Source organism: Sphingobacterium paludis (assembly GCF_004364125.1).
In the GTDB taxonomy this organism is placed as follows: Bacteria; Bacteroidota; Bacteroidia; order Sphingobacteriales; family Sphingobacteriaceae; genus Sphingobacterium; species Sphingobacterium paludis.
Window position 1 is genome coordinate 394,790 of record NZ_SNZV01000005.1, and the last position, 19,588, is coordinate 414,377.

14 protein-coding genes are annotated in these 19,588 nt (G+C 44.5%); 6 read left to right on the plus strand and 8 right to left on the minus strand.

Annotation, left to right across the window (positions count from 1 at the left end; all coding sequences use genetic code 11):
- Positions 1–45: 45 nt before the first annotated feature.
- From infB to B0I21_RS12015, 4 genes are all read right to left on the minus strand, one after another.
- Complete coding sequence (gene infB / locus B0I21_RS12000) at positions 46–3,141, minus strand: translation initiation factor IF-2 (protein ID WP_133640700.1); 3,096 nt, start codon at positions 3,139–3,141, stop codon at positions 46–48.
- Positions 3,142–3,247: 106 nt separating this feature from the next.
- A complete protein-coding gene (gene nusA / locus B0I21_RS12005) occupies positions 3,248–4,486 on the minus strand; it encodes a transcription termination factor NusA (RefSeq protein WP_133640701.1) in 1,239 nt (412 codons plus the stop codon).
- A gap of 2 nt (positions 4,487–4,488) precedes the next feature.
- Positions 4,489–4,953: a ribosome maturation factor RimP gene (locus B0I21_RS12010; RefSeq protein ID WP_133640702.1), complete on the minus strand. Its 465-nt coding sequence runs from the start codon at positions 4,951–4,953 to the stop codon at positions 4,489–4,491.
- 103 nt (positions 4,954–5,056) lie between these two features.
- A complete protein-coding gene (locus B0I21_RS12015; protein WP_133640703.1) occupies positions 5,057–5,830 on the minus strand; it encodes an XRE family transcriptional regulator in 774 nt (257 codons plus the stop codon).
- A 112-nt stretch (positions 5,831–5,942) separates the two neighbouring features.
- On the opposite strand from B0I21_RS12015, the gene B0I21_RS12020 reads away from it, so the two are divergent.
- Positions 5,943–6,263: a GIY-YIG nuclease family protein gene (locus tag B0I21_RS12020; protein ID WP_133640704.1), complete on the plus strand. Its 321-nt coding sequence runs from the start codon at positions 5,943–5,945 to the stop codon at positions 6,261–6,263.
- A 70-nt stretch (positions 6,264–6,333) separates the two neighbouring features.
- Here B0I21_RS12020 and B0I21_RS12025 read toward each other — a convergent pair whose 3' ends face one another.
- Positions 6,334–9,369 (minus strand): peptidase MA family metallohydrolase, encoded by a 3,036-nt coding sequence (locus B0I21_RS12025; protein WP_243836077.1) that lies wholly within the window; start codon positions 9,367–9,369, stop codon positions 6,334–6,336.
- Positions 9,370–9,525: 156 nt separating this feature from the next.
- Complete coding sequence (locus B0I21_RS12030; protein WP_317130182.1) at positions 9,526–11,700, minus strand: transglycosylase domain-containing protein; 2,175 nt, start codon at positions 11,698–11,700, stop codon at positions 9,526–9,528.
- A 355-nt stretch (positions 11,701–12,055) separates the two neighbouring features.
- On the opposite strand from B0I21_RS12030, the gene rpoN reads away from it, so the two are divergent.
- Positions 12,056–13,519, plus strand: a complete 1,464-nt coding sequence (rpoN, locus tag B0I21_RS12035) for an RNA polymerase factor sigma-54 (RefSeq protein WP_133640706.1) — start codon at positions 12,056–12,058, stop codon at positions 13,517–13,519.
- A gap of 24 nt (positions 13,520–13,543) precedes the next feature.
- Here rpoN and dinB read toward each other — a convergent pair whose 3' ends face one another.
- The gene (gene dinB, locus B0I21_RS12040) at positions 13,544–14,590 is read right to left on the minus strand and encodes a DNA polymerase IV (protein ID WP_243836086.1); all 1,047 of its coding nucleotides are present in this window, start codon (positions 14,588–14,590) and stop codon (positions 13,544–13,546) included.
- A gap of 323 nt (positions 14,591–14,913) precedes the next feature.
- On the opposite strand from dinB, the gene B0I21_RS12045 reads away from it, so the two are divergent.
- The 4 genes from B0I21_RS12045 to B0I21_RS12060 all read left to right on the plus strand — a co-directional run bounded on the left by B0I21_RS12045 (position 14,914) and on the right by B0I21_RS12060 (position 19,161).
- On the plus strand, positions 14,914–16,137 hold the full coding sequence (locus B0I21_RS12045) for a porin (RefSeq protein ID WP_133640707.1): 1,224 nt from the start codon (positions 14,914–14,916) through the stop codon (positions 16,135–16,137).
- A 167-nt stretch (positions 16,138–16,304) separates the two neighbouring features.
- Positions 16,305–17,423: a lipid-A-disaccharide synthase gene (gene lpxB / locus B0I21_RS12050; protein WP_133640708.1), complete on the plus strand. Its 1,119-nt coding sequence runs from the start codon at positions 16,305–16,307 to the stop codon at positions 17,421–17,423.
- Positions 17,424–17,481: 58 nt separating this feature from the next.
- The gene (locus B0I21_RS12055) at positions 17,482–18,120 is read left to right on the plus strand and encodes a hypothetical protein (protein WP_133640709.1); all 639 of its coding nucleotides are present in this window, start codon (positions 17,482–17,484) and stop codon (positions 18,118–18,120) included.
- Between the two features lie 30 nt (positions 18,121–18,150).
- Positions 18,151–19,161, plus strand: coding sequence for a YCF48-related protein (locus tag B0I21_RS12060; protein WP_133640710.1), 1,011 nt, complete (start codon positions 18,151–18,153; stop codon positions 19,159–19,161).
- A gap of 74 nt (positions 19,162–19,235) precedes the next feature.
- Here B0I21_RS12060 and trxA read toward each other — a convergent pair whose 3' ends face one another.
- The gene (trxA, locus tag B0I21_RS12065) at positions 19,236–19,553 is read right to left on the minus strand and encodes a thioredoxin (protein ID WP_133640711.1); all 318 of its coding nucleotides are present in this window, start codon (positions 19,551–19,553) and stop codon (positions 19,236–19,238) included.
- Between the last annotated feature and the right edge of the window lie 35 nt (positions 19,554–19,588).

Below are 19,588 nucleotides of genomic sequence, written 5' to 3' on the forward strand. Positions count from 1 at the left end.
AGATGTGATATAAAAGCACGCATTTGGCTTGCCGACTGACGTATGCTAGAGCTTACGTTTTACTTCTACTTGCTCGTAGGCTTCTACAATATCGCCAACTTGAATATCATTGAAGCGATCGATATTCAAACCACATTCGTAACCTTGCGCCACTTCTTTGACGTCGTCTTTGAAGCGTTTTAGTGAAGCAAGTTTACCCGTATGGATCACGACGCCTTCACGAATCACGCGGATATCGTTATTCCTGTTAATCTTACCGTCGATAACCATACAACCTGCAATGGTACCCACTTTAGAGATTTTGAAGGTCTCCCGAATTTGTACTTCTGCCACGATTTTCTCTTCGAATTTCGGTGCTAACATACCTTCCATTGCTGATTTCAACTCCTCAATAGCATCGTAGATGATCGAGTACAGACGAATATCAATTTGCTCTTGCTCAGCAAGCTTGCGCGATCCTTGCGTTGGTCTCACTTGGAAACCAATAATGATCGCATCGGAAGCAGATGCCAATAAGACATCGGATTCGGAAATCGCTCCTACTGATTTGTGTATGATATTGACCTGGATTTCGTCTGTCGATAACTTCAACAAGGAGTCAGAAAGTGCTTCGATAGAACCATCCACGTCACCTTTAACGATAACATTAAGTTCTTTAAAGTTACCAATAGCAAGACGACGACCAATTTCATCCAAGGTGATATGTTTGGTTGCACGCATACCCTGCTCGCGTTGCAATTGGAGGCGTTTGTTGGCCACTTGACGGGCTTCTGACTCGCTTTCCAGCACGTACAATTTATCGCCGGCCGTTGGCGCACCAGACATACCTAAGATCTGTACCGGGGTTGATGGCCCTGCTTCTTTTACACGCTCGCCACGTTCATTGGTCAATGCTTTCACTTTACCGGAATGTGATCCTGCTAAGATAGCATCTCCTACCCGTAGCGTACCGCCTTGAACCAATACTGTTGTTACGATACCGCGACCTTTATCCAAAGCTGCTTCAATAACAGAACCTACAGCGCGTTTTTTTGGATCGGCCTTCAATTCTAATAATTCAGCCTCAAGCAATACTTTCTCTAATAAGAGTTCAACATTCTCACCTGTTTTAGCTGATATTTCCTGCGCTTGGTATTTTCCACCCCAATCTTCAACGAGAATATTCATAGCAGAAAGTTGCTCGCGAATTTTATCGGCATTGGCGCCCGGTTTATCAACCTTCGTAAAGGCAAATACGATCGGCGATCCTGCTGCTTGCGCATGGTTGATAGCCTCTCTGGTTTGTGGCATCACAGCATCATCCGCCGCGATAACGATGATCACAATATCCGTTACCTTTGCACCACGAGCACGCATCGCTGTAAACGCTTCGTGACCTGGTGTATCCAAGAACGTGATCTTACGTCCATCGTCCAATTTCACTGCATAAGCACCAATGTGCTGCGTGATACCCCCTGCTTCGCCTTTGGTAACATTGGCTTTTCTAATATAATCGAGTAAGGACGTTTTACCGTGGTCAACGTGTCCCATGACCGTAACGATAGGTGCTCTATCGATCAGGTTATTTGCAGTATCTGGTTCTTCGAGTTCAGTAACCTCCTCATCTTCTGGTTTGATAAACTCAACTTGATAGCCAAATTCATCCGCCACGATAGACAAGGTTTCGGCATCCAATCGTTGGTTGATAGAGACAAACATACCTAAACTCATACAGGTTGAGATAACTTGCGTTACCTGCACATCCATCAGATTTGCAAGCTCATTCGCTGTAACAAATTCTGTTACGCGAAGGATCTTCGATTGTGCTGCCTCTTCCATTGCTGCTTCTTCAGCAGAAAGCGCTATATCATCCCGTTTTTGTCTACGTAATTTTGCGCGTTGTGCAAACTTACCCGACTTACCAGCACCACTTAGACGAGCCAGTGTTGCCTTGATTTGATCTTGAATTTCTTTTTCGGAAGGCTCCTCTTTCGGTGTATCCGCTGGGCGACCTTTGCCACGATTATCGTGACGATTGTTTTGTGGGCCACCTGTACGGTTGAAGCCACCACCTTGGCGGTTATTTTGCTGACCGCCGGTGCGGTTGAAGCCACCTGGTGTGCGGTTATTGGCGTTACCGCCCGCATTTCCTGTGTTTCTGTTATCACCCGTATTACGCTGACCTTCTGTCGCATTTGGATTGACAGGCGTATTTGGGTTTTTATTGGAACGCTTGCGCTTGCGCTTGTTGTCGTTATGCGCTGCATTGGACGAGGAAGCGACAGGCTTACGTTCAACCGGCAACTGTATTTTGCCGACAACCTTAGGACCGGCCAACGTTTCCGAACGTGCGCGAATCACACTACTTTGAGGCTCTTCTGCCGCTGCTGCAGGAGGGGTAACATCTCCTTTCACAGGAGCTTTCGATTCTGTAATTTCTTTATTCATGTCGGCCTTAGGCTCGGATTTAACTTCTTCTTTAGGTTCCTCCTTAGCCGGAACGACTACAGGATTTTCAGCAACCTTCTCCACCGCTGCTTCCGCTTTTGGCGCTTCCACTTTCGGCGTTTCTGCTTGCGGAGCTTCAACTTTAGGGGCTTCCGCAACAGGAGTTTCAACTACAGGCTTTTCCTCTTCCTTTTTAACAGGCGCAGACACCTCTTCCGCTTTCACGACCGGTTCTGGCTTCGACTCTTCCTTCGGTTCAGCCTTCTTTGATTTACCTCTATTCAGGCTATCAAGATCTATTTTGCCCACTACTTTAAGGGGACTAGCTTCTTCTTTCTTTGCACTTTCATCCTTGGCTTCTACAGCGTCGGTTGTCTCCACCGGCTGCTGTGTATTCTTCACCAAGACTTCCTGTTCTGCAGATGTAGTATCTTCGTTATTATCTTTAGATTCTGTAGGATTCACACCAGCTATTCCAGCAGTAGACTCATCACGACGAATTTTCCCGATAACTATTTGTTTTGCTTCGTCTTTTACAATTTTGTCGCCTTGAAATTCTTTGAGAAGAACAGCGTACATATCTGGCGACAACTTGGTATTGGGTTTTGATTCCACATCAAACCCTCTTTTTCCCAAGAAATCAACAGCTGTACCTATTCCAATGTTAAGTTCTTTTGCTGCCTTTAGCAAGTTTATGCTTTTTCCTTCTGTCATCTATTTATTTACCTTCTAATATTAAGTACTACAAAAATATGCTTTTTTACACTGAAAAAACAATTTAAGGGCAATTGTTTTTTCAGTATCTATGGATGCGGAAGTCCTATTCGAACTCCGCTTGCAAGATGCGTACAATTTCCTGAACGGTATCTTCCTCCAAGTCTGTACGTCTTACCAACTCTTCCTGTGTTAATGATAGCACCGATTTTGCAGTATCCAGCCCAACGCGTTTTAACTCGTCGATAATCCAGCTGTCTATTTCATCTGCAAATTCTTCGATATCCACATCCTCCTCGATCTCGTCATTTTCACGGTAAACGTCGATTTCATAACCACTCAATTTACCTGCAAGTTTAATATTGTGTCCGCCACGGCCAATCGCCAAAGAAACTTGGTCTGGTTTTAAATAGACGGCAGCCGTTTTGTGATCTTCATCAATTTTGATGGAAGATATACGAGCTGGGCTCAACGCGCGTGTAATATATAACGAGTGGTTAGACGTAAAGTTTATCACGTCGATATTTTCATTTCTCAACTCGCGAACGATACCGTGGATACGGGAACCTTTCATACCCACACAAGCACCAACCGGATCGATACGATCATCATAAGACTCTACGGCAACTTTCGCGCGCTCACCCGGCTCGCGAACAATTTTGCGGATCATAATCAAACCATCGAAAATCTCAGGCACTTCCAATTCGAATAAGCGTTGTAAAAACTCGGGTGCTGTACGCGAGATGATAATCTTCGGGTTGCTGTTCATCATATCCACTTTGGACACAACGGCACGAATGCTATCGCCTTTTTTGAAGTAATCGGCTGGAATTTGTTCTGTCTTCGGTAAGATCAGTTCGTTGCCGTCTTCATCCAAAACAAGGATCTCTTTTTTCCAGATTTGATAAACCTCGCCAATAACCAGTTCGCCTTCACGATCTTTATATTTCTTGAAAACTTCATCTTTTTCTAGCTCAAGGATCTTAGAAACTAACGTCTGGCGAGCAGCCAAGATCGCACGGCGACCGAAACTTTCCAGCGTTATCTGCTCAATAAAATCATCCCCTACTTCTAGATCCGGATCGTGCTGATGCGCTTCCGCCAACTCAATCTCTAAATCATCGTCTTCTGAAAAACCATCTTCCATAACAACGCGTGTTCTCCAGATCTCTAAGTCACCATTATCCGGGTTAACGATAACGTCAACATTTTCATCGGTACCAAAACGCTTACGAATCATACTGCGAAACACCTCTTCCAATACGGTGATCACCGTCGGACGGTCAATGTTTTTAAAATCCTTGAACTCTTGGAAAGAGTCAATCAAATTGATATTGCTGCTCATTTTTATTTAAATGAAATTAACACCTTAGTTTCCTTTATTTGCTCAAATGGAATTTCCGACTGTATCAATTCAGCCTTCTTTCCTTTCTCTTTTACTTTTTCTTCGATAACAACATGGGCATCGTGAACAGAAAGCAACTTTCCTTCTCGCTTTTCAGCCGTTGTTGTCTTGACACGAACATCCCTACCGATATTTTTTACGTACTGCCTGCTTGACAGCAAACCTGTATCAATTCCCGGCGACGAGACTTCCAAGCGGTAAGCCTTATCAATGGCATTTTCTTCTTCCAGATGAAAGCCGACATGCCTGCTTACCTTCGCACAATCTTCGATGGCGATACCTTGATCTCCATCGAGTAAAATTTCCAATAAACCGTTGACGTGCATCTTTATTCGAACGATGAAGAGATCGTCCCGATCAGCAATCTTCTCCTCAACAAGTTCACGCACCCTATCTTCTATCTGCATGGCAATTTTTTCAATATTTGAATTAAAAAAGGGGGCATACCATGCCCCCTCTTTTCAGATTTTACAAATCTACCAAAAATTATTGAAACGACAAAACTCGGTACTATTTATTATCGACGACCGCGCTGATCGTTTTTTGCATCTGTGCCATCATTGCTGTTAATGTCTCCATCGTGGGCTCCGGGCTAGGTTCTGGTAGTGCCGTGCTAATAAATGCTTTAGCGCGCCATACCTCAATAATACTTGGTGCCTCCACCCAGTACGCCTCGTAGCTCTTATTATCGGAAACCAACTTCAATCCTTTATCCTCTTTAAACTTTGCTCCGATACGTTTATATACCACGCCATCATCTTTCGATACAACGACGTAGGTCTGATTGACCTTAATGTCATGCCAGTTTTCCACGTATTCCGCTATAATAATACTTCCTGTCGGTAACGGAAGCATAGAATCGCCTTTGATCTCAAACGCACGGTAGCTTCCTTGGTTGAACATAGGCAGTGAAAACTTAGGCAATTCGGCAACATACTCCGGATCGCCGTAGCCATTTAAGTAACCGGCGCTAGCCTTCACCGGAACAAGCTCTATATTTTCTTTTTCTTGACTATCAACGGTGACAGCCAATACGCGCAAATTCGAAGCGTTGCTCCGCGGCGTAGGGCGCCATTTCTCATCAATCTGCTCATTCGCCAATTCATCCATAGTGAGTTCGTAAAACTCCGCTATTTTTTTTAGTAACTCATATTTAGGTTCGGCACGATCCTCTTCGTAAGCACCTACAGAAGCCCTTTTTATGCCTATGGCGTCAGCAAACTGTTGCTGCGTTAAACGCTTTTTCTTCCTTAAGAATTTGAGATTGGATGCGATGTTTGACATATTTTTATAAAAAAATTTTAAAAAACTAATTTTATTAGTAATATTGTGCCAATAAAATTAGTAATTAAGATTAATATCACCAAATTTATTAGCAGATTAGTCACGCAAAGGGATGGAAAAGTATACCGTATATATAATAACAGATAGTAACCGTACATACTTAGAAACGGGTATGTGTACCGATGTACATAGGCGTCTTGCCGAAATTAAAGATGCTTCATCTATTTTATTTGCTGGGACATCTCGACTGAATAACATGGTGTATACAGAGCATTATGAAAATAAAGAGCAGGCCGAAGCGCGCGAAATGCAGCTTAAGCACTTTACGCGCATGCAACGGGAGCGTTTGGTGCGTTCAAAAAATCCAAATTGGTTAAATTTAAGCGTATCCCCTGCATTATTGAGCAATAAAAAAGTCGTTGTTTACGCATAAATTAGGTAAACAACGACCCTTAACAACCTCACTTGAACACGATACACGTTCGTGTTTGTATTACATTGGACTACCAGCCCGGCATAAAGTTTAATCCAAAAGTTCCAAACCTCGTCCTTGAGCTGATGAATGGCACGGCATAATAAGGTTCTAATACCATCGCACCGAAAAGATTAATGCGGAGCGACACGCCAGCACTGAACACCGGAGATCTGTAGTTTCTATCGTATCCCAGAATAGGTGCACCACTCTCGTCAAACAATAGTTCGTTATCTAAATCCGTTTGCTGCACGATAGGTTTCTTCTCCAAACTGCCGACAATGGTATTGCCTTTATTCCACGCCAAACCGGCGTCGAAGAAAAGATTGAGGTCAGAAAAAAGAAAGTTTGATTTTACTGCTGCAAGTTTTTCGGGTCCAGTGAATGGTAAGCGCACTTCAAAATTCCCGACGACTACGCGCGCACCCATCAAATCGTTAAAGGAGAGATCGCCAACTTTTTCAGGCGTCAAATCATCAAAACCGCGGATAAAGAATGGATAACCGATGTAGTTTCCACGTAGGCGGTTTTCATCAGCACCAGATCGTATATACGAATAGGCTCGAGCCGCGACGGTAACCGGCTTCAGGCGCACATAACGCCTCAAATCAACGGTGTAAGCGGTGAAATTTAAATTACCCACATATTGGGCGGCACCAACGCGGTAGCGAAAGCCATCCAAAGGCGCCGTCATCCCGAATGTGGATTTATCACCTACGAAAGACGCACTTACCTGCTGCACATTTAACGCATTCAAATTGCCAAAGCCCAGCGCACTTGCTTCCTCATTCGATATCCGCTCGCGGTCTCCATAGCCAAAGAAGTAGCTCTGGCGCCATTTTTCGGCGCGGTAGCTATACCGTGCCACAGCGCCACCAATCTCAAAACGATGAAATTGATTAAATGGATAAGCAACGAACGCATCCAACTGCGTTTCAAATTGCCGAATGACATAATCGTTAACCACAACCTCCTCGCCTTGTCCTTGTCCCAAGTCTTCTCGTGCGTATCCTCTAAACCCGTAGCGGTAAGGGATGTGAGAGATGGATCCACCCCAATTCCATCGGCTCTTCTGGTTAACATAGGCAATTTGTCCACCAAAATCATAGATCTCGCCATTGATATTCAAGGTGGTAAATATTTGATTGTAGCCCAGAATATCAGAAAAACTACCGAAAACTCCCCCCGCCATACCAGCACCATATCGGGAGCCTATGGTCATGCCCACCCCCGTATTGGCCAGATAGTCCAACTTAAATTTAGAACGATAAGCTATTGGCTTGATTTGGGAGCCATCGATTCGCTGGTAAAGGTTAAAATTTTGAAGATTTGTGTTCACCACATTTACGCCGCGATTGATATAAGGTGGTAGCATCGCTGCTGCTAGATCGACAGTCGTAGCATCGACCACTTGCGGCTGGAAATCCGTAGCTTTAGCCTTGTAAATATTGTATTGGTTGCCCTTGAAATAGGAGTACACGATCTCGTCATTATCCGACACACTCATTGCCGGCGAATACTCGGTAATTCCGCTGATACCCGTGAAATAGTCTGTCATCTGTTCTACGGCAAGCGTAGCGAGCGAATAGCGAAACATATTCCTGTAGCCATCTGCGTTGGAAAGGAAATAGATATGCTGACCATCTTTGGCGAAATGCGGGTTCAGGTTATTCGCTCCGAAGAACACCGCAATAGGCGTTACTTGCATTGTTTCCACATCTAATAAGGCGAGTGACAACGGAATATCTACCGAACGCGCATCGCTCTCGTAAGCTTTTCTGTCTGTACTAAACACGATCGACTTGCCATCGGGCGAAAAACTGGGTTGAAAATCGGAATACTTATCGTTCGTCAGCTGGGTGACTTTTTTATCCTTCAGGTTATAGGTGTATATATCGCTCTGCCCTTCTTTTAATCCAGAAAAAGCCACCGTCTCCCCGTCTGGCGAAAAGCTAATATTGGTGAATTCGAAAATATCACCCATGGCCTGCACAGCGAGCACCCTCCCGCTCTCCACATCAATCACCATGAGTTTATTTCTTCCTTCGCTAAACACGCTAAATGCAAACCGTTTGCTATCTGGAGAGAAGTCGCCTGCCGACTCCAGATAACTAAACTCATCGATATCCTTATTGGTCATCCTGCTTCCCAGCTTCCTGATGATAGTACCGGTGTGGGCATCGGCCAAAAAGAGATCTATACCGAAAAGATCTTTCTCCGACATAAAGGCTACGAAACGGCCATCTGGCGATATCGCTGGTGCGACGTTCATCCGCCCGCCGTTGCTCGCCGTTATCAGAGGTTGCCCTATTGGGCGCGAGGCCGTATCTTTATCCAGCGTCTTAAAGGCCGTTTCCATGCTGTTGCGCCAAAGCGTCGACATGGTCTGTGCATCGTACCCAAAAACACGCTTCATAGCTACCTCATACCCATATTTAGCGGTCTCCATAAACATAGGCATGATCACGGTATCGCCATACGTGGCTCCGAGATAGGCTAAAAATGCCTGGCCGTATCGGTAAGGAAAATATTTTTGGGACTGTTCTGTCAGTTGCTTTAGCGAAGGAATGTCGTTGCGCGCATAAGCATCCCGCATCCACATGGCCGTAAACGCATCTTTTTTGCCGATGGACAGGTATTCTGCCATACCTTCTACCATCCACAATGGGATGTTAGCCACGCTCTCTAGCCGCGTGGTATCTTTTCCCTCCATCAAAGCACGGTATTGAAAAGCGTGAACCATCTCGTGCCCTAATACGTGGCGCGTTTGCTGATTTATCTGCATAACCGGCATGACCACCCGCTGTTTAAAGGCCTCCGTAACCCCACCAGTGCCCACAGAGATTTCTCCAGATATGGCGGTGGTTTGCTGGAATTCGGGGTGGTTGTTGTAGATAATAACAGGATTTTTTCGAAGGAAGGTATCCTGAAAAACCTGTTGATGCATCCCATACCAAACCTCCGCTTCCTTGGAAAGCCATTTTACCAAACTGTCGTTTTTCAAATAGGTATACATTTCAAAATGCGGCGTTTCCTTAACTTGGAAGTTTAGCTTTTTGTAACGCATTTTGTTCTGCCCGAAATACTGTGCCTGTACCAAAAACGGTGACAGGGCAGAAAATAGGAAAAAAGCAAAGAGAAGGCACCTCAACTTTAGATAGCGCGATTCACGGGTACTGTTCATAACGAAAGATTAGTGAATCCAAAAATAGGAAATATCTTTTTAAAATTCAGTTTCTATCGTTTCTGGCAATGGAATCTCTTCTTCCGGGAAGAGCTCCAGATCTTCTTGCATCATGGTACTATCTACCGGCGCCGGAATAACAATACGCGGGCTCGGACAGTTAAATTTCTTCGTAATCTCTACTGTGGCTTTTGGGTATTCGCCAAACGTTACGCCGAGTTCTGGATGCTTATAAAGCTCCTCCATAAAGAGGGCGTAGATAGGCAAGGCAGTCTTCGAACCTTCTCCGTTATGCGAACCTTTAAAATGTATACTTTGCTCGTCGCAGCCCACCCAAACACCGGCTACGAGATCTTTCGTAATGCCCATATACCAACCATCTACATAATCAGAGGATGTGCCGGTTTTACCGCCGATCTGGTTGTTCTCGCGAAACAAATCCCACTCCCAAAGCGCTTGCGAAGTTCCTCCGGGTTCCTCTATAGTACCCCGGAGCATGTATGTCATTAGCCAGGCATCTTGCGGGTCGATAACCTGCTTGCTTGCTGGTTCAAAAGAAGCGATCAATTTCCCATCGCTGTTATATATTTTCGATACGAGGATCGGCTCCGAACGTTTTCCCGCGTTCATAAACGTGGCATAGGCATTCACCATCTCAAAAACAGAAACATCGTTTGATCCCAAACCAACAGAGGGGACAGATTCCAGATGACTGGTGATACCACAGCGGTGAGCGGTTTCGACTATCTTATCCCAGCCTACATCCCGCGTAATTTGTGCGGTAATGGTATTTAGCGAACGCGCCATCGCCCAACGAAGCGACATATTCCTATGCGAAAAGCTCCAGTCTGCATTCTTCGGTTCCCAAACTTCCTTTTCGCCTTTTTTATTGACAAAGTCCAAGCGTACAGGCTTGTCTTCATACGTATCACAGGGTGCCATTCCACTTTCGAGCGCCGTTAGGTAGACAAATGGCTTAAAGGTTGATCCCGCTTGCCGCTTCGCTTGGTTAACGTGGTCAAACTTGTAATACCGATGATTGATGCCACCCACCCAGACTTTGATCTTTCCGCTATAGGGGTCCATGGCCATCAAACCCGTATTTAACATGGTTATATAGTGCTTTAGCGAATCCATGGTCGACATCTCGACCTCTTCATCACCATCCCAGGTGAAAACACGCATTTTCTTAGGTTTGTTCAGCAAATCAAAAACCACCTCTTCACTTTTGTGCGTTTCCATGAGCGAGGCAAAGAGGGGAAGCTTTCGTGCTTTATCTTCCAAGAAACCCGGTAATATGTTGCCGCTTTTATCCCGCCACGGAATCTCGTTTCGCCAAGTATTGTCTAAGCGCCTTTGCAATTCTTTCATTTGCAGGGCAACGACATCTTCCGCGATTTTCTGCATCCGAGAATCTATTGTCGTGTAAATCTTTAATCCGGCGGTATGGATATCGATATCGTTCTCTTCACTCCACTTCTCGAGCCACTTCGCGACGGCCGACCGCAAGTAAGAGTCGTTATTGCTCCGCTCCTCAATATTGTTGAGATTTAGATTCAGCGGCTCTTTAGAATACGACTCAAATTGCCCGTTGCTGATATAGCCTTCTTTCTGCATCTGCCCAAGCACCACATTTCGCCGCGCCAAGGAAGTTTTTGGGTTGCGGATAGGATTATAAAGCGTCGTGCCCTTCAACATCCCGACCAGTACAGCGGCTTCGGTAGGTCGCAAGTTTTTTGGGTGTTTATTAAAATAACGAATGGCTGCTGATTTGATGCCGTAGGCATTGTTACTAAACGAAACCGTGTTCAGATACATGGTTACAATTTCGGACTTGGAATACTTACTTTCTAATTTGTAAGCTGTCATCCATTCCTTAAACTTTGTTATTCCAATCCGAACAACGGGGATCTTACCAAGTAGCCCCTGCGATTTGTTGTATCGGGTTCGGTAAAGATTTTTGGCCAACTGTTGGGTTATTGTGCTGGCGCCTCGCCTATCTCCTTTTAAGGTGGAGATGGCGCTCGAAAACAGCCCGATAAAATCTATGCCGTTATGCTTGTAAAAGCGTACATCCTCCGTCGCAATAAGCGCGTTTAAAATATTCTCGGAGATGCTGTCGTATGCTACAGGGTCGCGGTCTTCTTCGAAATACCTCCCAATCAATACGGAATCTGCCGTATACAGTTCAGAGGACACATTTAGCGTAGGCATGACAATATCCCGTTTCGTAGGCGAATACCCGAAGAGCCACAGGAAGTTAAGTTGCGCCGCACATACTAAAATAATAAGACTATAAATTGCAATTAATAAAAAGCGCAGTAATTTACTTTTAACCCTTCTAAACATACGGTAAAGATGAAAATTGTTTTTTGAAAAACTGCCATGCGTTCCAAAAAAATAGGGTACGCGATTTTAGAATTAACGTATTTTAACACTTCATGGCATGGAAAAAGTCCCCGAGAAGACCACCCAACTAACAAAAATTGTACCCAAAACTAGGATAGGCGACGCCAAAATTTAGAAATATCAAATATTTGCGTAGTTTTACGTTTGAAAACAGCGCAACATGTTAAAACAAACACTACAGCAAAAGTTACTACAAAAGCTTTCGCCGCAACAAATACAATTTATAAAACTACTGCAAGTACCAACAGTATCGCTGGACGCACGAATAAAGGAAGAACTGGAGGAAAACCCTGCGCTCGAAGACGGAAGCCTTACCAATATGACTGATCCGGTCGAAGAATATCCGGATCGTGATCCAGAAGACAGTTACGATAACGAGAGCAGTGACTTCGATGATGAATTCAGTGTCGATGAATATATACAGGAGGATGACTATAACGATTATTCCGGGGGTTACAGTGGTGACGACGATGACGATCGGAAAGAGATTCCTATTGCCATCCAAGATTCATTCTTCGAAACCCTGCAAAACCAACTTGATCTGCTTGCCTTATCAGACCACGACTATGTTGTCGGTCAGCAAATAATAGGAAGCTTGGACGATGATGGTTACCTGCGACGACCTACCCTCTCGTTGATTGATGATTTAGCTTTCTCCCAGAACGTAAGCGTCACAGAGCAAGAAGTTGAATCGATTTTAAAGATTATACAAGATTTTGAGCCAGCGGGTATCGGTGCGCGCGATTTACAGGAGTGCTTACTGATCCAACTTCGAAAAAAAGATGGTAGCAACCCGATCATCGCGCAGGCGATCAAGGTGGTCGAAAACTTTTTAGAGGAATTTACTAAGAAGCATTATGACAAGATTGAAAAACAGTTGGGCGTAAGTTCGCTGGAACTGCGGGATATCATCAACGAGATCTTGAAACTAAATCCTAAGCCCGGTGACTCTGGATCGGCCTCGGGCAAGCAACTGCACATCATCCCGGATTTTCATATCACGAATAACGATGGCGTACTTCATCTTACGCTCAATGGTCGCAATGCACCAGAGCTTCGCGTATCGCGCTCGTACCAAGAAATGTTTGAGCACTATGAAAAAGCGGAAAAGAACGATAAGAAGATGAAGGAAGCCGTTCAATTCGTTAAGCAAAAACTAGATTCTGCAAAATGGTTTATTGATGCGATCAAACAACGACAACAAACCTTGTTGAAAACCATGAACGCCATCATGGAATACCAATACGAATACTTTTTGACCGGCGATGAACGCTTGCTTAGACCGATGATTTTGAAAGGTATAGCAGACCGTATCGAAATGGATATTTCAACGGTATCCCGGGTGGCGAATTCCAAGTATGTACAAACCGAATTTGGAACATTTTTATTGAAATCATTCTTTTCCGAAGCTATACAGACAGATTCAGGTGAAGAAGTCTCCAATAAGGAGGTTAAAAAAATCTTGGAAGAATGTATTGCCAATGAAGATAAAAGAAAGCCGCTGGCCGATGAGAAGCTCACGGAAATACTGAAGGAAAAAGGATATACCATAGCACGACGAACGGTAGCTAAATACCGTGAAGCTATGAATATACCTGTAGCAAGATTAAGGAAGGAGCTTTAAGCTCCTTTTTTAGCGGTGCAGCGTTTAAAAAAGGCGCAATTGGGGATTATTTAACTTCTCCAGATCTGCATCGTAAAAATTTGATAGCGTGACACCGAGAAGCCTAACTCGCTTATCTTCAGTATCAACCTTCGCAAATAAATCAAGCACCTGCTCCATGATATCATCTGCCGAGCTGATATAATATCCCGAGGTTTTGCTTCGCGTAATTTGAGTGAAGTCTGAAAATTTTATTTTAATCGTGACGGTGCGCCCCTCTTTCGATTTGCCACTAAGGCGTTTTTCCAGCTTCTCGCATAGTGATTTAAATTCATTCATCATTTCAGGCCTTTCCCGCATATCCGTCTCAAAAGTATCTTCAATGCCGATAGACTTGGAGATGCGATTGGGCTTTACTGGCCTATTGTCTTCTCCCCGCACCATATGGTAGAAAAACTTACCGGATTTTCCAAATTTCCGAACCAGCTCATGCTCACCAAATTGTTTAAGATCTAGCCCCGTGTGTATACCATAGCCTTTCATTTTTTGGGCAGTTACCTTCCCGACGCCAAAAAACTTTTCGATAGGCAGGTGTTCCAAAAAGCTGATGATCTTAGACGGGCCTATAAAGGTCAAGCCGTCGGGCTTTTCAAAATCCGATGCAATCTTGGCAATAAACTTATTCGTAGACACTCCTGCAGATGCCGTAAGCTGCAGTTCTTCTTTGATGGCCAGCTTGATGGCTTTCGCAATTTCTATAGCAGATCCTATACCCATTTTGTCGTAGGTCACATCCAAATAGGCCTCATCTAGCGACAAAGGTTCAATTAAGTCTGTATAGCGTTTGAAAATAGCACGTATACGGTTGGACACCTCTTTGTACACCTCAAATCGAGGCTTGGTAAACAGCAAATTTGGACACAGCAAAAGCGCTTGCCTGGATGACATGGCTGACCGAACGCCAAATCGCCGCGCTTCGTAACTGGCTGTGGCGACGACGCCCCGCCCATCCGGCGACCCGCCCACAGCAAGCGCTTTACCCCGCAGTTCGGGAAAGTCGCGCTGCTCTACCGATGCGTAAAAGGCATCCATATCTACATGTATAATTTTTCGGGTAAGGGTCATCACAACTACTCCAAATTTTTCACACCGTATCGCACGAACAGCAGCGGACTGCACCATGCAACACCTTGCATGCATAGCACCGCCACATACAAACGCATACATAGGACGAAGATAAGGCGGTTGTTTGATATTTAGAAATACTAAAAATTTTATTACGCAGCTATTAAATTCCTCTAGCGCTACGTCGATCATTTATTGCGGAGAGCAACATCTTATGCCGAATAATACTATCTTTGCAGCTTGTGACTCGTTACGACAGTTGCAAGATCTTTATCCACGATATACGGAAGATGAAAAACAGGCTAAAATATTTGCTGACAGGACTGAGCGCTCTATGTTTCGCGACCGCAGTGATGGCTCAAGAGCGTGACGACCGCGCCACTATTCTAAATTTTAAGGGTATTCAGTACACCAGTAAAGATTCGCTTTTTTACACCAATTTCCGATTCCGGATGCAAAATCGTGCGGGCTTCAGCAATGAACTGGATAGAGAAGACAACGGAAAGTTTGATGCGCGCATAAGGCGCTTGCGTATGCGCATAGACGGCTATATCTATACGCCAAAAATCTCCTATTCCATTCAGCTGGCATTCACGCGCTCGGATCAAGATTTTGATGATACAGGCGTTGCCAATATCGTTCGGGATGCCGTGGTGTTCTATAATTTCTCGGATGACTTTTACATATCGTTTGGCCAAAACAAACTTCCGGGAAACCGGCAACGCGTAAATTCATCTGGGCAACTGCAGTTTGCAGATCGTTCCTTGGTGAATACACATTTTACGCTGGATCGTGATTTCGGGGTTTCCTTCAACCTCAGCAAGAAACTAGGCGACATGCCCATCCATGCGAAAGCAGCAATCTCTACGGGTGAGGGCCGTGTAGCAAGTGGTACGGACGAAGGCCTCGCTTACACGGGCCGCGTTGAATTTTTACCGCTGGGCGATTTTACGAACGATGGTGATTATTCAGAAGGCGATATCGAGCGCGAGAAAACGCCAAAACTCTCTATCGGCGGTGGTTATAGCTATAACGATCGCACGATTCGTGAAGCCGGGCAGTTGGGACGTTACGTGCAGAATCCCTTTACTTTAAAAACAGCCTTTGCCGATGCTATCTTTAAATACCAAGGCTTCGCCTATCAAGTCGAATACATGCGCCGCGATGTAGACAACCCTTTCAATATTGTCGATGACCGTTTGAACCAGGTAGATGGCGCGCAGCAAGAAGAAACCTATGCCTATAAAGGTTGGGGTATCAACCAACAGACATCATACTTGATTAACAAAGGCTATGAAGTCGCAGCCCGGTATACCTACGTTGACCCGCATCAGCAGATACGTGCCTTCGAAGACCAAACCGAGATCATAGAACTAGGTTTGACCAAATATATCAAGGCACACCGTTTAAAAATACAAGTAAACGGAAACTACACTTTCAAGAATGGCGACTTCGATAACACGATGCAAAAAAGCTTATGGGGCGGCATGGTTCAGGTAGAGCTTGGCATTTAATCTGTCTATTGTAAAGAACCAAAAATAAGCAAAGCGGAAACACCAGCTTTGCTTATTTTTTTGCGTCACGTCAGCCCCGAGTTAAAAATGCCGCCGTTTATGGATTCTCGGCTTTTTTACATCATTTAAGGGATAATAACGTATCTTTAACATCTTGAATTTACTGTATGAACTACTACCTTATCGCTGGCGAAACATCAGGAGACTTGCATGGTGCAAATCTTATCAAAGCGTTGAAAAGTGAAGATAGCCAAGCCAGTTTTCGTATTGTTGGAGGGGATCTGATGATGGACGCTGCTGGAGAGCAGCCGTTGATACATTGTAGAGACATGGCCTTTATGGGCTTTGTGGAGGTCATAAAGAATCTAAGAACTATTCGGAAAAACCTGAACGTCGTCAAAAGAGATCTTGCTGCCCATAAACCCGACACTCTTATACTGATTGATTTTCCAGGATTCAACTTAAAGGTGGCCGCATTCGCAAAAAAGATGGGCATCAAGGTCTGCTATTATATATCGCCAAAAATATGGGCTTGGAATCAAGGGCGTGTGCATAAGATCAAAAAGTTGGTAGACCATATGTTTTGTATACTTCCTTTTGAAGTAGATTTTTATAAGAAATATGGCTACCACGTAGATTATATCGGTAATCCGCTTCTTGACGCTATTCACCAATACCCGTTCAATGCAAATTTTGTTGCAGATAACAAGCTTAACGAACGGCCAATCATCGCATTATTGCCGGGCAGCAGAAAGATGGAAATCGATATGCTGCTTCCAGAAATGGTAGACCTGTATTATTTATTTCCTGCTCACCAATTCGTCGTTGCAGGGGCTCCGAACTTTGATGAGGCATATTACCGCCGTTATATCGCAGACCTGCCCATCCATGTCGTCTTCAATCAAACCTATGATTTATTGCAGCATGCCGAGGCGGCCGTGGTAACGAGCGGTACCGCAACCCTGGAGGCTGGTATTCTGCGCGTTCCACAGGTCGTCGTTTATAAAGCCAATAAAATAAGCATTTGGATAGCACGCATGGTTATCAAAGTGCAGTTCATCTCGCTGGTCAACCTCATCAACAATTTCTTATCGGTGCGAGAGCTGATTCAGGAAGACTGCAATACGCGCAGCATCGCCGACGAACTGGGGGATCTGATTACCCAGAAAGAACATCGCGACAGCGTACTGGAGAACTACGATATCTTAGCTGAAAAGCTCGGGGAGCCAGGTGCATCTCAGAAAGCGGCTAAATTGATTGTGCAGTATCTCGCTGAAAAAGATTAAACCATTAACAATTTTGAGATTCTAACGTTAATCTAGTAAAAATTAAAGGTTAGAAGTCATGAAAATCAAACAATTACTTACCCTGCTTTTGATGTGCACAACGTGTATCACGTTTGCCCAAGTCAAAGAGCAACATATCAAGAAGTTAGTCCTCGGTAAAAAAGATAAAAAGACGTTTAATAACCGAGATTCTTCGATCACCGTCTATATCGATACATTAGTTATGAAAGATCGCTCTTCGCTTCAATTTTACGGAAAAAAAGACGTTAAATTGATCGTGAAGCACGCCGAGCTGGGCAAGCGTGTCTTCTTTAGTGGTATAGGCGCAAAAAACAATGCATCCAACTTCGATATTGATATCAATTTCAAAAAACTGGGGTCGCTCTATGTTATTGCAAGTGGCCGCGATGCGATGAATGGCACGCGTACTTTTGACAATGGCGATGGCGGAACGGTAAACTTTCATTACGATGGCAATGGCATTGTCCCGCAGTCGACGGATAAAAAGGCAAACAATTATCTATTGATTGATGTTTCTGCTGGCGGCCGCATTACCAATCCACAAACGGACTTAAACCAAATCCACTCCCTCATATCCATGTCGGCTCCCGGATTGCGCGGCGTGCCCCAAGGGCAAATCTATTCCGGTTCGCCAGGAAGAGCGGGTAAGGTAACCATCGAAAAGAGTACGGACTAATATGCCGCATACAACAGATAAAACGCACATATGAATACAATATTCGCCATCTTGGCTAGCTGTTGCTTTGCGCTTAGCGTAAGCGCCCAACACATGACACAACTGACTACCCGCAACGGTATCAGTTTTAGGGGCATAGAAACTTATGGCGACGGCTGTATCTGGGTAAGTGGTTCCAAAGGGACGGTGGGCAAGTCGTTGGATGCTGGACAGACATGGGCTTGGGCATCGCCAAAAGGCTATGAAGAGCTCGATTTTCGGGATATTGAAATTTTTTCTACCAAAGAGGCGGTCATTATGTCTGCCGGCGCACCTGCGGTCGTACTACGAACAACGGATGGTGGCAAGAGCTGGCGAGAGGTTTACCGCGATGAGCGACCAGCGATATTTTTGGATGGCATGGACTTCAAGGGCAAAGAAGGGTTTATTGTTGGCGATCCTATAGACGGAGTTTTTCAACTCTTGCAATCTAAAGATAAAGGAAAGACTTGGCAGGATGTATCGAACTTCATGTTTCTCTTTGCCGACAGTGCAGAAGCAGCATTTGCTGCAAGTGGCACCTCCATCCAATACCTGAATGATAATGTGTGGATAGGCACTGGTGGACTTACCGCTAATGTCTTCAAACGAAACGAAAAAGCGCTTGAGATGGCTAAGTACCCCTGTCCTATCCTTCAAGGAACTAGCAGCACCGGTATTTTCGCTATTGATTTCTGGAATGACGAGATCGGTATTGCGGTGGGTGGTGACTATCAAAACGATTCGAACACTGAAAACACCGTGATGCTTACCCACGATGGCGGCCGGAACTGGATAGCCAGTGACGATCATGCTGTAGGCTATAAATCTGCTGTGAAATATATCAACAAGTCGCTTGTCGTGAGTACCGGCACTTCTGGAACCGCGATTTCCGCGGATGGAGGACTACATTGGGATACTGTTTCTACCGATAGCTTTAATAGTCTTGCTTTGAGCTCCGATAGAAAGACAGTTTACCTTACAGGGAGTAATGGAAATATTGTGAGGCTGATCGTGGAGTAGTGTTACTTCTTTTGTTACGGCTGTATAAGGAGTCACAAAAAAAGCTAGCCTTTAGGAGACTAGCTTTTTTATCGTTAGAGCTGCTTTGTTAGTTTTTCTACTAAAACAGACTTAGGCACTGCGCCAATTTGTTTGTCAACAATTTCGCCATCCTTGAAAAACAACAATGCTGGAATGTTGCGAATACCGTATTTAACCGAAATCTCTGGATTGTGATCCACATTGACCTTACCAATAACTGCTTGGCCGTCATATTCTGTAGCAATTTCATCCACTACAGGGCCAACCATACGACAAGGACCACACCACTCTGCCCAAAAATCGATTAAAACTGGTTTATCTGATTTTAATACTAGCTCTTCAAAATTGCTATCCGTTATTTCTAATGCCATACTATTTAATTTTTAATTTTTATCAAAGTCGATAC

Coding starts and splice junctions, on each gene's coding strand:
- infB (WP_133640700.1), bottom strand. CDS start 3,141: ATGACAGAAGGAAAAAGCATAAACTTGCTAAAGGCAGCAAAAGAACTT.
- nusA (WP_133640701.1), bottom strand. CDS start 4,486: ATGAGCAGCAATATCAATTTGATTGACTCTTTCCAAGAGTTCAAGGAT.
- B0I21_RS12010 (WP_133640702.1), bottom strand. CDS start 4,953: ATGCAGATAGAAGATAGGGTGCGTGAACTTGTTGAGGAGAAGATTGCT.
- B0I21_RS12015 (WP_133640703.1), bottom strand. CDS start 5,830: ATGTCAAACATCGCATCCAATCTCAAATTCTTAAGGAAGAAAAAGCGT.
- B0I21_RS12020 (WP_133640704.1), top strand. CDS start 5,943: ATGGAAAAGTATACCGTATATATAATAACAGATAGTAACCGTACATAC.
- B0I21_RS12025 (WP_243836077.1), bottom strand. CDS start 9,369: ATGCGTTACAAAAAGCTAAACTTCCAAGTTAAGGAAACGCCGCATTTT.
- B0I21_RS12030 (WP_317130182.1), bottom strand. CDS start 11,700: ATGCCTACGCTAAATGTGTCCTCTGAACTGTATACGGCAGATTCCGTA.
- rpoN (WP_133640706.1), top strand. CDS start 12,056: ATGTTAAAACAAACACTACAGCAAAAGTTACTACAAAAGCTTTCGCCG.
- dinB (WP_243836086.1), bottom strand. CDS start 14,590: ATGGATGCCTTTTACGCATCGGTAGAGCAGCGCGACTTTCCCGAACTG.
- B0I21_RS12045 (WP_133640707.1), top strand. CDS start 14,914: ATGAAAAACAGGCTAAAATATTTGCTGACAGGACTGAGCGCTCTATGT.
- lpxB (WP_133640708.1), top strand. CDS start 16,305: ATGAACTACTACCTTATCGCTGGCGAAACATCAGGAGACTTGCATGGT.
- B0I21_RS12055 (WP_133640709.1), top strand. CDS start 17,482: ATGAAAATCAAACAATTACTTACCCTGCTTTTGATGTGCACAACGTGT.
- B0I21_RS12060 (WP_133640710.1), top strand. CDS start 18,151: ATGAATACAATATTCGCCATCTTGGCTAGCTGTTGCTTTGCGCTTAGC.
- trxA (WP_133640711.1), bottom strand. CDS start 19,553: ATGGCATTAGAAATAACGGATAGCAATTTTGAAGAGCTAGTATTAAAA.